This window comes from Bradyrhizobium sp. CCGB20, from assembly GCF_024199855.1.
Taxonomy (GTDB): domain Bacteria; phylum Pseudomonadota; class Alphaproteobacteria; order Rhizobiales; family Xanthobacteraceae; genus Bradyrhizobium.
Genome location: NZ_JANADN010000001.1, coordinates 5,210,629 through 5,223,279, shown reverse-complemented (window position 1 = coordinate 5,223,279; position 12,651 = coordinate 5,210,629). Strand labels below are relative to the sequence as shown.

Here is a 12,651-nt window from a genome sequence, read left to right as displayed (position 1 = left end):
GATAGCGCATATGAGCAACGAAGCCGACGCCATCGTTTCCGCCATCATCGCGAAATGGTGCGCCGGCTTCGCGACGCTCGACGCGGCCGCGCTGTCGTCGCTGTATGCGAAGAACGCGTTCTTCTTCGGCTCCAACCCAAAGCTCTATCGGGGCAGGGACGGTGTTGCCGACTACTTCAATGGCCTGCCGCGCTGGCGCAAGCCGAGCGCGGTGTTTTCCGAGGTGAATGCGGCGCAGGCAAGCCCCGACCTGATCAACATGGGCGCAACCATCTCGTTCGACCTCGCCGGCGAACGCCCCGATCTCGTCGTCAAGATGAGCTGGGTCATCATCCGCGAGGATGGCGATTGGAAGATCGTTAATCACCATGCCTCGGCGAAGGCGCCGTTGATCTGACGTGGCGGCACACGGCTTCGTCATTCCCGTGAGAGAACGAACGCGCGGCCCGCGCGTTGGGGTGGGTCCAACAAGGAACCCACCATGCAGAACATCGCAGAGCATATGGAAGTCATCGGCGCCGACGGCGTCCACATCGGCACGGTCGATCGTGTCGAGGGCAACCGCATCAAGCTGACCAAGAAGGACAGCGGCGAGGGCAGCCACAAGGGCCACCATCACTTCATCGACAAGGGCCTCGTCGCCGGTGTCGAGGGCAACAAGGTCCGGCTCTCGGCCAAGGCGGATGTCGCCGTGACGATGGAAGAGGAAAAGTAGGGGCCGCGCTCCCCGTTCCTGATCCGTACCGCTATTCGCCCACCTGCACGTTCCGGTAGCTTCGGCATCCGTTGCGTATCATCAGGTGCAGGGAATGGCGGAGCCGGGCCGGCCAGTACGGTCCCAGGGGATAGCGGGCACCTGGCCCGTGGGCCGCGCCGCGTCCGCGGGCGGCCTTGCGCCTGCAGGCTTCGACCTCTGGTCATCGCAGGCCGAGACACTGCGCGCCTGGGTTCGCGCGGAGGCCGGCGCCGGGCGGCTGTTGCCGTGGGTGCCGGTCGCGTTCGGCTGCGGCATCGCGCTTTACTTTGCCGCCGATCACGAGCCGGTGCTGTGGGTCGTTGCCGCGACGGCCATCGCGCTCATGCTTGGCGCCGTGCTGCTGCGGCGGAGCCGGCTGTTTGCACCCGCGATCATGATCGCGGCGGTCGCGGCCGGCTTTGCCGTGGCAACCTGGAAGACCGCGCGCATCGTCCACACCGTGCTGGCAAAACCGCTCTATTCGGTGGCGCTGTCGGGCTTCGTCGAGACCCGCGACATCCGTGAGCGCACCGACCGTTTCGTGCTGCGCGTCACCGCGATGGAGGCACAGCGCAGCGACGTCAAGCTCGAGCGCGTGCGCCTCTCGGTGCGCAAGGGGACAGCGCCCGAGGTCGGCAGCTTCGTGCAGTTGAAGGCGCGGCTGTTGCCGCCGCTGTCGCCGGTGCGTCCCGGCAGCTACGACTTTTCGCGCGATATGTTCTTCCAGGGCATCGGCGCCTCCGGTTTTGCAATGGGCGCGATTGCGGTGGCGGCCCCGCCCGAGACCGGCGGCCTGCGGCTGCGCTATGCCGCCTTCATGCAGGGCCTGCGCGATGCGATCGACGCGCGCATCCGCGCCACGCTCGAAGGCGATAACCGTGCGATCGCAACCGCGCTGCTGACCGGCCGGCGTGACGCGATCACCACGCCCGTCAACGACGCCATGTTTATTTCGGGCCTCGGTCATGTACTCTCGATTTCCGGCTACCACATGGCGGTCGTCGCCGGCGTGGTCTTCTTCGCGGTGCGCGCACTGCTTGCGTTGATCCCGGGGCTGGCGGTCGGCTTCGCCATCAAGAAATGGTCGGCAACTGCCGCGCTGGTCGCGGCTGCGTTCTACCTGCTGCTGTCGGGCGCGGAGGTCGCGACGCAGCGATCGTTCTTCATGACTGCGGTGGTGCTGATCGCGGTGATGGTCGATCGCCGCGCCATCACGTTCCGTACGCTGGCGGTGGCCGCGCTGATCGTGCTCGTGGTCGCGCCGGAAGCGCTGGTCCATCCGAGCTTCCAGATCTTCAATGTTGAGGGTCTCTGTACGGGCAGCGCGGTTTGAATGTTCAACGAAATCAATGAGCTGATGATATCGCGGCGGCCTCCTACCCAGAACAGAAGCCGCTCAAAACTGGGCAAAAACCCCGCATTGGCGACCAAGAGTCCCGGAAAAAGTCCCGGACGTTCCATATGCGTTCGGATTGGAAGCGCGCGTTCAGTCGCCTCCACCGACACAACCGAACAAGCAGGTAATTCGCTTTTAGATTGTTGATAGAACAGAAGAGGGTCGCCTTAATCGGCGCCCCTTCTTGGCGCCGCCAACTGTCTTATCGCGACGCTCATTTTCTGGGGAGGCGCCCTGTGTCTAGGCGCCGCCAACCGTATTTGGTTCTGTACTACCAACCAGCACGGTCGGCGCGGCACACGCCGACAACAATAGCGCTGACTGGCTCTAGCCGGGGCGCGATCTTTCCCTCCATTCGGAGGCTCACATGGGTAATCGCGCCAAGCGTCGCGCCTGGGCATCTCGCGTGCTGTCGGACGCTCATTTGACGGATCTAGACAAAAAGCTCGCCCTGTCGATCGCAGACATGGATCGACGCGGCTTCACGTTCTGCCAGATGGATGGTGAGTTCTTCTTTCAGCCCAAACCGCAATACGCGGCCAGCCTTACCTGAGAGCAATCATGAATATTCTAAACCTGCGGCCGGTCGCCAACCGTGGCGGCGGCCGGTTCCGCGACGTCGCGATATTTGATGCTGAAGTGGTGGACGGACTTCGAATTAATGGCCTGAAGCTGGCGCTAGCGCCGGACGGCAAGCGCTTCGTGTTCTCGCCTGGCCGTGAGGGTGAGCGGTTCTGTACGTTCAAAGGCGACTACGCCCGTCTTCTCGCCGATGCCGCTTGGGAGAATGGGGGCCGTGTCGCCAATGACAAGCGATAAAAAACACGCACCGGATTCCCTGAAGTATCAGTGGAGACTTCTGGGTAGTGTCACGCGATCCGGCTGGGCGACGAGCCTCGATAAGTCGATTGCCTTTGAGATCATCGACAATTACCGGAAAGAGCGCGGGGATAGCCGAGCCAGCCTTCGTTACCTGGAGAAGGCCACCGGAGCCGCGCGGCCAAATGTCATCGCATCCGTGCGGAGGCTCTGTGAAAACGGGCCTTTTAGCGTCGCCCTCCAGGGTGGCGGCACAAGACCAACCGCTTACGCGCTGCACTTCGACAAAGTAGCCGAAAAACCTAGTGGTAACGCAGGCAATACTACTAGCGATGCTGTTCCTAGTGGTAACGCAGGCAATACCACAGTGGTATCGCGGGCAATACCTCTAGATGAAGCTAGTGGTATCGTGGGCAATACCAAATCCGTCCTACAAGTAGACGGCCTACAGGCCGACCTACTTGATAGGATGATTGACCCCGCCGCGCCTTTGGCGCCGCCGCTTGCGGATGGCCTTGGGGCCACCGCTGCGGGCGGGACGGCGGTGGAAGTGCGCCCCGATACCCCCGCCGATACCTGGCCAACCTTCGAAGCGCTCTGGCGCGCCTACGCCCACGCCAAGGGCAAGAAGGAGGCGCGTGCGGCATGGGACGCGCTCCCAGCCGAGGTGGACCGCGCTGCCGTGATTGAAGCGGCCAAGGCATGGCAAGCCTCATGGGCGGCACAAGGTAAGCCTGACGCACCTCGCTTCGCTTTGGCACGGTGGCTCAAGGACGAGCGCTACGATGAGGATGCGCCCACAGGCTACGTGAAGACAGAGAAGGCGAGCAAGCCCAAGCCCCAACCAGCCGGCAAGCCAACCCCGGCCGCCAAGTCCCCCGAGCCGCCCATCGTCGCCCGGATTAGCACCGCCGAGGTGGTGACTGAAGGCAGCACCACCGAGCTACGCTTCACGGCCACCAACGAGGCTGGTGTGGAGCACGAGCGCGTCATCGTGCTGGAGCATACCGACATGGAAACGCAATTCGAGGGACAGCGGCAACTTGCCAAGTTGGTACATGCGGCTGGCCTTGAGCAAATCAACGATAGTGGTGAATTGCATGGCCGCACCATCGTGATGACTGAGACTGGTTTCACCGCGCCAATCACCCGGCCGGATAATGACACGCCGCTGCCGGTGAAGCCAGAGCCCGAGCCGCTGCCCGTGCCAGAGTCAAAGCCTTGGACTGAGGCTGATGAGGCTGCACTCAAAGCGCGCATTGAAGCCATTGCACCGCGACGCGGTCCAACCGAATGGGAGCGCAAGAAGGCAGCGCAATGGCGACGTGAAGCCGGGCGGCGCGAGTGGGACAAGGCGCATCCTGAATTCTTTGACACTTCGGCCGGTGAAGAAGAGATGACATGGGCGCAGGCCATCAAGATGACCGGCCACGCCGATGACGCCTTGCCACCGCAGCCAAGCGATTGGCCCGCGTGGATGGACGCTGAATATGAGGAGGATGACGAAGCGGCGTGACTGCAATCGCACGATAAATCGGGCAAATTTTTCAATTGTGTGCAGCCGGAACGGCCACACGAAGAGCCGCCAAAGCGGCCAGAACGTCACGTACAGAGGCAATCATGAAAAAGCACACCCCTCTCGAAACCCGCCTTGCCCGCGCAGTCCGCCGCTCAGACCTTCGTCGGCTACAAGATTACGGGGCTCCGCATGCGGCCTCCGCCTGGTTCGCCGCCAACGAGAACGAAGTTGGCAGCACCCAGGTTGACCGGATCGTCGAAATTCGGCCAAGCCCCGATGAGATGGTGCGGCTGGCAGTGCAGGACGCCATCGCCGCGCGCGTTGGATATGGGCCTATTACGGCTCGGGAGATGGATGCACCGATGCGTGCACGGCTGCGCCTCGACGCCACTGGTCAGATTGCCGAATGGCGCGGATCCGATAACCGTTGGCACGACGCTGCTGAGCTATTCAGGCAGCCGAAGGGCGGACGCCGAAAGACCGATGAGGAGCGGCAGGCGGACAACCAGCGGCACCTTTCCATACGCGCCAGCGGTGAGTTTCCAGCGGCGTCGGCGTATTGTGAACTGGGCAACGAGGGCGAAGACTATCGGCGGATGCGCGCGGCCCGTTGGGCGCAGACCTTATGTGCCTGCAACGATAATCGCCGGGTCGAGTTAGATCGCGCTGGGCTTGGTGGACGACATGCTTTCGCCGCAGCTCGGAGCAATGCCGGCTTGGCGCCTGCCGAACGGTACCCCACGGGGATTGCCATGGGCGCCGAGTTCATGGGCTATCGTCAGCACCGCAGCGTCACCGCGACGCCGGGGAGCTTCGTTGGCCCTGCTAGCGGACCCGAGGATGCCCTGATCGCCGCACTAGACGCGCCGCATGTGAAGACTGGACTTGGGGAGCACTTCGCGGTGCTGGAGGCGAGCTTGGACGGCCTGACCGCACGCCAGATAGCCGACACGAAAGGGTGGGGTTTGGGCAAGGTCGGCGAGCGCAAGGCTGTGGCGGCACAGGACCTCGCCTTGGAAGCCCTGGCCGCGATGGAGAAAAAGCTAGCAGGCTAGCAATGAAACCATCGTCTAGCCCCATTTGAGACTGGAATCGCCGATCAATATATGCCGCGCGCTAGAGCAGGGGGGACTGCGACACGTGGCGAACGAGCGGCGACGCAATGTCTATGCGGCGCAGATATTGGTCGACGGCAGTCCCGTGCGGTGCAAGGTCCGGCATCTCACGGATTCCTCTGCGATCGTCCAAATCGATAACGCGCCCTTAGTGCCCCCGGCTTTCGGCCTGCGTGTTCCAAGTGCTGGCTTGGATATCGATTGCTCGGTTGTATGGCGTGATCAGCGCCGTCTCGCTGTAAAGTTTCTGAACTGACCTCCAATGTCGTTGTAGACGCGCGTCCCTACCTTCAAGTGGGACCGTATTCAATTGTAGGGATGCTAATCCAAACGTGACGTGCAAACTCTGGCGCGCCGGTCACCACCTGGCGTCGCCATCTCTTTTCCGGCCTAAGAGCCGTGAGCCGCCAAGCGGCATATCCGCACCCCTCTCTAACTGCAAAGGATGGCGGCCACCATGGCCAGCTTGAATAAAGGATTTGCTGCAATCGAGCATCACCTCGAATTTCCTCGCTCTCGAAGCGTAGGCGTCGCCCGCAGGGCTACAAGACGCGGGGGGACTGCTGATCCGCACGTTGTTGGACAGCTTTGGGCCAACAGCGGCGTGATAACGGTGAGCGCGGGCTAGCCGGTGTCGTCAGCCGGTCGCTCCAAAGCCGCGCTAGCGTGGCAGCATCTGTATTCCACCCGCCGATGGAAGGCCTTGCGCGAGTACCAGTTGCTCAATGAGCCCTTGTGTCGCTTCTGTCTCGCTAGCGATGTAGTTGAGGCAGCAACAGTCGCCGATCACGTCCAGCCTCATAAGGGCGATGAAGCGTTGTTCTTCGACGCGGACAACCTCCAGAGCCTTTGTAAGCCGTGTCACGATAGTGCGAAGCAACGCATCGAGCTTGGGCAGCGGGTCGTGACCTTCGGGGCGGACGGGTGGCCCCGGTAGGGGGGGTGCCAGACATCCCTAAATCAATCCGCCATCTTACAGCGGCCCAATCCAACAACGCGCGCGATTGCTGCCCCGGTTCAACTAGTTGCGCCCCGGCCAGCGCACCCCACAATTCAACGGATATTTTGATTTGAAACATGTCACGCCGACGCACCTATCCGCGCCAACCAGGCGTTGGATCAAGCAGATTCTGGCCGATTTTGACCTTGAAAGCTTCCATTTTCGCCTTCTTGTGAAGGCCGCTGAGGCTTGGGATCGCAGTGAGCAGGCGCGCGAGCAGATCGCCGCTGATGGCATCACCGTGCCGGATAGGTATGGTGTCTTGAAGGCCCATCCGGCCGTTGCAATCGAGCGGGATTCTCGGCTGGCCTTCGCGCGGCTGTTACGTGAGCTTGCGTTGGACGCAGCTGCACCCGACAGCCGGCCGCCGCGCACCGCGGACTATGGGAGCCGGAGATAAATGCCGGTTCGCAAGCGCAACAACAAGCGACGCAACGCCGGCACTCTCGATAACTGGGAGTGGGCGCTCGAAATGGGGTGGCCGTGCACCGGGGATCTAGACGGCATCTGCGAACTCGACGAGTACGGCCATCCTGACCGAAAGGCGGCGCGCGACGCTTGGCAGCGGTTCGGGGCGCAAATCATGACCAGGTGGCGCGCGGAACATCCGAATGGATCGAGGTACGCCTGCTGGGGACTCGAGCAGTTCGGAAAACCGCGCTGATGCCCGCGCGGTTGAAGCGAGATAGGCGCCGCCGTTCTTCGCACATTACTCCTGAGGCCGTTGCGCTATTTCGGCGGGGCCTCTCGATGCGGCCAGGCCCGGAGCTACGGGACCTTAAAATCGCGTTGGCTGCAGAACTCGGCCGATCAAAGTTCGCCGCGTGTCCGCTGGATAGCAGGCCGCGGTCGTTGATCGGCTGCGACCGCGAACCTGTCGAGGTTGTGAGCGAGCTGCGGGCGCAGCTGCTGAAGAAGAATAGAGCAGAGGTTTTCAAATGACTGATTGCAACAACACCCCATCAGGTCCAACCGAGCCATCACCGAGTGCGGTCGACGGTTTCGTTTTCAAACCAGCCGGAAGTGACGTCGCTCAGGTCTGGCAACGGATCGACGGTCGGCACGTGCTCATCAATGACGCGACTGCACGCATTGAAGGGAAAAACTCACATTGACCGCACTCTCTTCATACTCAACCGGCACCGTTTCGGTTGCTGCCGGCGGCACGACCGTCACCGGCGCAGGCACCATTTGGTATGACGGCAGCGCAAAGCCGGGCGACATTCTCCAGATCGGTAATTTCCAGACGATTATTTCCGACGTCACCGATGCCACGCACCTAGTCATTCCGCCGTGGGGCGGCGGCGCGCAGACCGGCGTCGCGTACAAAATTTGGCAGGTCTCGCCGCAGCGCTTTGCCGGCGCGGAGGCAATGGCGACCGTCAACAAGCTGGTGGCGGCTTTCAACACGTCCGGCTATTTCGTGTTCGTGGACATTGACGAGACCGACCCGGATCCGTCCCTCGGCGATGATGGCCAGTATGCGTTCCAGCCGACCACCGGTAAAACGTGGGTGAAGGCTGCCGGCGTTTGGACGTTTCTCGGGATTTATAAAGGGCTCCAATTCAGAGGCGCTTACGACAACGCCGCATCGTATTCCTACGGCGATGTGCAGACGACGTCGGGATCGTCGTACATCTACATCAACGCCACGCCGAGCAGCGGTCATGCCGCCCCTAATGTGACCTATTGGCAGTTGCTGGCTGCTAAGGGCGACACGGGCAGCGCCGGGCCATCCCCGCTGCTACCCATAGCAGCCTGGACGACGGCGACCGCCTATGTTGTCGGGCCTCCGGCCAGTTTCGTGTCAAGCGGTGGGTCGTCCTACATGTGTCTCGTGCCTCACACGGCGGGCACATTTGCCACCGATCTGGCGGCAGGAAAGTGGGGTCTCGTTGCGCAGAAAGGCACCGGCGACCTTACAAGCACGAACAACCTGTCGGACGTGGCAAACGCGGCGACAGCCGCAACAAACCTCGGCGTGGTTCGTTACGTTGCGCAGTCGCTGTCGACCGCGCAAAAGCAGCAATTCCAGCAGAATGCCGGCGTCCGCAAGGTGCTGGCCGCGAACGCGACCTATGAGGTCAACGGGACGACCGGCAATGATGCCAATGACGGGCTGACGACGGGCACGGCATTCGCGACGCCTCAGAAGGCGATGGACGTCATCGCGGCGCTGGACTGCTCGACCTTCGACGCGACCGTCAATGTTGCGAATGGCACATATGGTGCGCTCGTTCTCAAGAGTTATCTCGGCTCTGGCGCGGTGACGTTCCAAGGCAACAACGCGACGCCTTCGAGCGTCGTTATCAGCAACTCATCCGGCGCCGCGATCTCCACCACCGCTGTCGGCGGACGGTTCACGATATCCGGCGCTCGTGTACAGTCGTCGACGGCGCAGGATGTTGCCGTCTCGTCGACAACGAGCGTCACCCTGCAGAACATGGAATACAACGGATCGAGCGCGAACTTCCGGATCTATGCGAACAGCGGCGGACAGCTGACTTGTGCCGGCGCAAATCACAAGGTGCTGACGGGCGGGATCGGCCTTTTTCTCGTCGGCGATGGCGCGGCAAAGCTCACCACAAGCAGTTCGACCTTCACCTTTGGTGCGAACGTCACGTACAGCGGAGCAACGTTCACAGCGCGCCGCTTCGGATACTGCGAGTGCCCCAGCATGACCTTCACGTTAGGTGGGTTTACTGTCACTGGCCAGCGGCACGCTATTGCGCAATGTTCCGGCACTGCCGGTGCCGGAGTGTCCACGTTTTTCCCAGGTACGGTGGGAGGTACCACCGACGCCACCAGCTTCTTTGGCTAGCTTGGCGTGCGCCGTTGAGAAAGCCGGTTTCAGCTCTCTCGCGGAGGGAGCCAAGGTTAGCTTCGACGTCGTGAACAATCGCGGCAAAGATTCGGCGGAAAATCTACGCATCGGGTGAGCCCCTTCACCGCGACTCAACGGTTCCAATTCGCCGCTTGGGTCTATCGTCGAATTCCATTCAGTTTCCTCGTCGACCATCCTCAGCTTCGGTTCGCTGGGGAGTCGAATGATGAGCGAGGAACAGGCTGATCGCTATCGAACCGAAGCTGAGAAATGCCGCCGTTTGGCCGAAAGGGCGATTAAACAGCCGGACAGGGAAGCCTGGTTGAGGTTGGCGGCGGACTGGCTGAAGTTGGCCGAGGGTGCCAGCGTGCGTAAGGGATGAGCTTGTTGGTTGGTCTGTTCGCCTAGCATTCGTCGACGCGAAAAGGCCGCAGCGGCGGACCACTGCGGCCGGCCGGGTTAAAATGAAGACGTGAAATATGTGGTCCAGCCCCGGCGAACAAAGGCTACCGCGACCGCGCTGGAGCGCAATGTCATCCAAGTCACATTTGGGGAAAACTTAAACGTCAGTTTGGCTGTCCGATGAGGCGGGGCTCGCCGGGGCTGGCGAAGGCGAGCCCTAACCCCAAGGCTGCGAAAGCTCCGGCTGCCTTGACGGATGCAGCAGTCTGCACCGATCGGCGCAGATGCGAACGTTAAAACAATATCGGAATTCGGCGGCTTTTCCAGTGCTTCTCATGTAGCGCACCAACAGCGCGCTTCACTTCCCTCGCAATCTTCGCGGCTGGCTTGCAAACGCTTAGGAGAGTCATTGCCCAACGACGATTTCAGCGCGCCTCACCGCTAAACTTAGGCCTTAGGCTCGTCCGGAAAATCGAAGCTGAGAAAAATGAGGGCGAAAGCTCCGACGATAACGAACGCAACGCTTAGCGCCGCGATTCCGTAGGGCCACACCGGCTGATCTCCTCTGGGAAAACGAAGCCGACGCGCCGAGTATGATGGCGCGCCAACTCCGCCATGCTGAACCCGGACAGGGGCAACTCGTCCGGTGATAACAGCGTAACTGGGAAGCCGATCGGCGCAATCGAAGCCCGAAATTAAGCTTTAGCGGTAGGGTAAATGCCGACGCTAGGTTTCAACTGGCAGGCTAGGCACAGACGGCCAGACCCATCATCAAATTCCCTGGCCACGCATCCATTTAAGGAGCCAAATTGTCAAACGATCTCGTCGTGCAACTCGGCGCGAAGCTGGACCAATTTCAGAGCGATATGAATCAGGCGGGCGACATCGCAGATAGCGCGGTGAGCAGGATTGAACAGTCTTTCGCTAGCCTCAACCCAGGTCTCGGCGGCTTCGCGTCGCTTGGCACTGCGGCGGCTGGCGTAACTGGTCTGATTGGCGGGCTTCTTGCAGCGCTTACTAAGGTCAACAGCGAGCTTGCTGATCTGCAGAAGAACGCAGAGTTTACAGGCCTAACGGCGGAGCGCTTTCAGCAGATTCAATTCGCAGCAGGGCAGGGGGGCGTGTCCTCCCAGGATTCCGTTACCGACCTGCGCAAGGTCGCGTCCTTGCTGGCTGACGCCAAGGAAAATGAGAATTCCCTCACGCGGCTACTTGATGCGAACAACATCAAGTACAAAGACCGCAACGGCCAAGTTATCAGCCTAAACCAGTTGCTGACGATTGGCATAGATCTGATTAACAAGTTCGGGTCCATCCCAGAGAAAACCAAAGCAGCGCAGATGCTCGGCCTGTCTGAGAGTTGGGTTGAGGCTATTCGCAACGGCAGTAAGTCATTCGAGGATGTTGCACAGAGTGCCGATGCTGCCGGTGTAATTATAGATGGCGCTACCGTAGCGAAGGCCGCGGCTTTCGACAGGGCGTGGAAGCAATCCAGCGCGCAACTCGCGGCCCAGTTTAAGTCCGTGTCTGCTGACATTGGCGGATGGCTCGATGACCTGATTGATAAGGCCAACGATCTCGTAAAAACCGCGCTGGAGTCACAGAATATTCAGACGGGTAGCGGTCAGAGTCTCTTTGATAGGTACGCAGACGCTGCTGCGATTTTTGCCAAGAACGCGACAGGTGCCGCGCAGGACGTCGACCAAGTCACGCGAGCAATCGAACATCTGAATGCCTCAGGCAAGCCCGAGAATCTGCAAATTGCCGCCGGCCTTGAGCTTATCCGAGCCAAGGCGCAACTTGCGGCAGATATGCTGAAGTCAGCCGCAGAGCAGCAGTCGAAAGTTGACTTTCCAGGTGGCGTACCAACGCCCGCTGCACGTCCCGCCGCGGCCAACAACACCAACCCCAACGCTGCACACCTGCCAAAGCGAAAAGACGGCGAAGAGGCGGCAGACGCCTACGATCGCGCCACTGAGTCCATAACCAAATATGTTGCGATTACTAACGCCGCTACCGAGTCGCAGGGTAAGGGGGCGGCGGCCATTGCGGCAGCTCGCTCTAGTTTGGAGGTTCGCAAGTGAGTGCAATAAATGGATTCGTTCGAAGTAACGCCGCATTCTTGCTGACGGATGGCCTTTCCTATCTTGAAGGCATTCCAGCGGATGTGAATCTCAATAAAGTCCATCGCCTGCACCGGTTGAATGCCGTGGTGACTGCGACTGGTCCGGCGCGGTTCGGCGAATGGATGACGGGGCGGCTCGCTTACAAGTCATTTGATGATTTGATCGAAACCGCTGAATTGCAGATCACTCTCCATTTCCAGCGCTACGCGCGCGAGTTTTGCAATGGAGATGCGGTATCTTGCGTCGTACTGGCTGGTTGGCACGAAAAGGAAGATCGGCCGGCGATTTACTCTATTGAGTTGGAGACGGTCGGCAGCCCGCAAGCATTATTGGTCAAACAGAACGCGGGTGAGTTTGAGGAAAAGCACGTTGCGGCCAGTTTGACAGAACTATCAATCATTGCGATGCCGCCGCCATCGCGTGAGGAGTTTCAAGAGGCGGGCTTTGACCTTATTGCCGACGTAGAGAAGGTCGATCCCGGATCGTATCTGGTGCACTGCATGGAGATCCAGCGTCGCAAACGCTTCGATGGACGCCACGTTGTCGGCGGCCACGCCATATTGACAACGATCACGGCAAGCGACGTGACGCAGCGCGTCGTGCACGTATGGCCTGAAGATCAACCCCGCAGGAGGATTGAGCCGGCGCAGATTGATTGGTCTGCGTGGCGGGCGGCGCGCGCTGGCGCATCGTTGCCCCGATAAGGCCGGCAGC

At 60.9% G+C, this 12,651-nt stretch carries 13 protein-coding genes and 2 pseudogenes; all 15 read left to right on the top strand.

What is annotated here, in order from left to right; genetic code table 11:
- The first annotated feature begins 10 nt into the window (after window positions 1-10).
- Window positions 11-397: a nuclear transport factor 2 family protein gene (locus NLM15_RS24220; RefSeq protein WP_254119960.1), complete on the top strand. Its 387-nt coding sequence runs from the start codon at window positions 11-13 to the stop codon at window positions 395-397.
- A gap of 84 nt (window positions 398-481) precedes the next feature.
- The gene (locus NLM15_RS24215) at window positions 482-715 is read left to right on the top strand and encodes a DUF2171 domain-containing protein (protein ID WP_254119959.1); all 234 of its coding nucleotides are present in this window, start codon (window positions 482-484) and stop codon (window positions 713-715) included.
- A 94-nt stretch (window positions 716-809) separates the two neighbouring features.
- Window positions 810-2,030: pseudogene (locus NLM15_RS24210) on the top strand (ComEC/Rec2 family competence protein); the annotation flags it as partial.
- A gap of 469 nt (window positions 2,031-2,499) precedes the next feature.
- Complete coding sequence (locus NLM15_RS24205) at window positions 2,500-2,685, top strand: hypothetical protein (RefSeq protein ID WP_254119958.1); 186 nt, start codon at window positions 2,500-2,502, stop codon at window positions 2,683-2,685.
- Window positions 2,686-2,693: 8 nt separating this feature from the next.
- Window positions 2,694-2,951: a hypothetical protein gene (locus tag NLM15_RS24200; RefSeq protein ID WP_254119957.1), complete on the top strand. Its 258-nt coding sequence runs from the start codon at window positions 2,694-2,696 to the stop codon at window positions 2,949-2,951.
- Window positions 2,938-4,467, top strand: coding sequence for a hypothetical protein (locus NLM15_RS24195; protein ID WP_254119956.1), 1,530 nt, complete (start codon window positions 2,938-2,940; stop codon window positions 4,465-4,467). Before NLM15_RS24200 ends, NLM15_RS24195 begins: the two co-directional genes overlap by 14 nt.
- 104 nt (window positions 4,468-4,571) lie before the next feature.
- On the top strand, window positions 4,572-5,525 hold the full coding sequence (locus NLM15_RS24190; RefSeq protein WP_254119955.1) for a hypothetical protein: 954 nt from the start codon (window positions 4,572-4,574) through the stop codon (window positions 5,523-5,525).
- A 691-nt stretch (window positions 5,526-6,216) separates the two neighbouring features.
- Complete coding sequence (locus tag NLM15_RS24185) at window positions 6,217-6,522, top strand: HNH endonuclease (protein WP_254119954.1); 306 nt, start codon at window positions 6,217-6,219, stop codon at window positions 6,520-6,522.
- A 133-nt stretch (window positions 6,523-6,655) separates the two neighbouring features.
- Window positions 6,656-6,985 carry a P27 family phage terminase small subunit gene (locus NLM15_RS24180; protein ID WP_254119953.1) on the top strand — a complete coding sequence of 110 codons (330 nt, stop codon included), beginning with the start codon at window positions 6,656-6,658 and terminating at the stop codon, window positions 6,983-6,985.
- Complete coding sequence (locus tag NLM15_RS24175; protein WP_254119952.1) at window positions 6,986-7,249, top strand: hypothetical protein; 264 nt, start codon at window positions 6,986-6,988, stop codon at window positions 7,247-7,249.
- Window positions 7,250-7,696: 447 nt separating this feature from the next.
- Window positions 7,697-9,406, top strand: a complete 1,710-nt coding sequence (locus NLM15_RS24170) for a hypothetical protein (protein ID WP_254119951.1) — start codon at window positions 7,697-7,699, stop codon at window positions 9,404-9,406.
- A gap of 10 nt (window positions 9,407-9,416) precedes the next feature.
- Window positions 9,417-9,524, top strand: a pseudogene (locus NLM15_RS24165) (cold-shock protein); the annotation flags it as partial.
- Window positions 9,525-9,635: 111 nt separating this feature from the next.
- Complete coding sequence (locus NLM15_RS24160; RefSeq protein WP_254119950.1) at window positions 9,636-9,791, top strand: hypothetical protein; 156 nt, start codon at window positions 9,636-9,638, stop codon at window positions 9,789-9,791.
- Between the two features lie 829 nt (window positions 9,792-10,620).
- Window positions 10,621-11,895, top strand: coding sequence for a hypothetical protein (locus NLM15_RS24155; protein ID WP_254119949.1), 1,275 nt, complete (start codon window positions 10,621-10,623; stop codon window positions 11,893-11,895).
- Window positions 11,892-12,641, top strand: coding sequence for a hypothetical protein (locus tag NLM15_RS24150; protein WP_254119948.1), 750 nt, complete (start codon window positions 11,892-11,894; stop codon window positions 12,639-12,641). Before NLM15_RS24155 ends, NLM15_RS24150 begins: the two co-directional genes overlap by 4 nt.
- The last annotated feature ends 10 nt before the right edge of the window (window positions 12,642-12,651 follow it).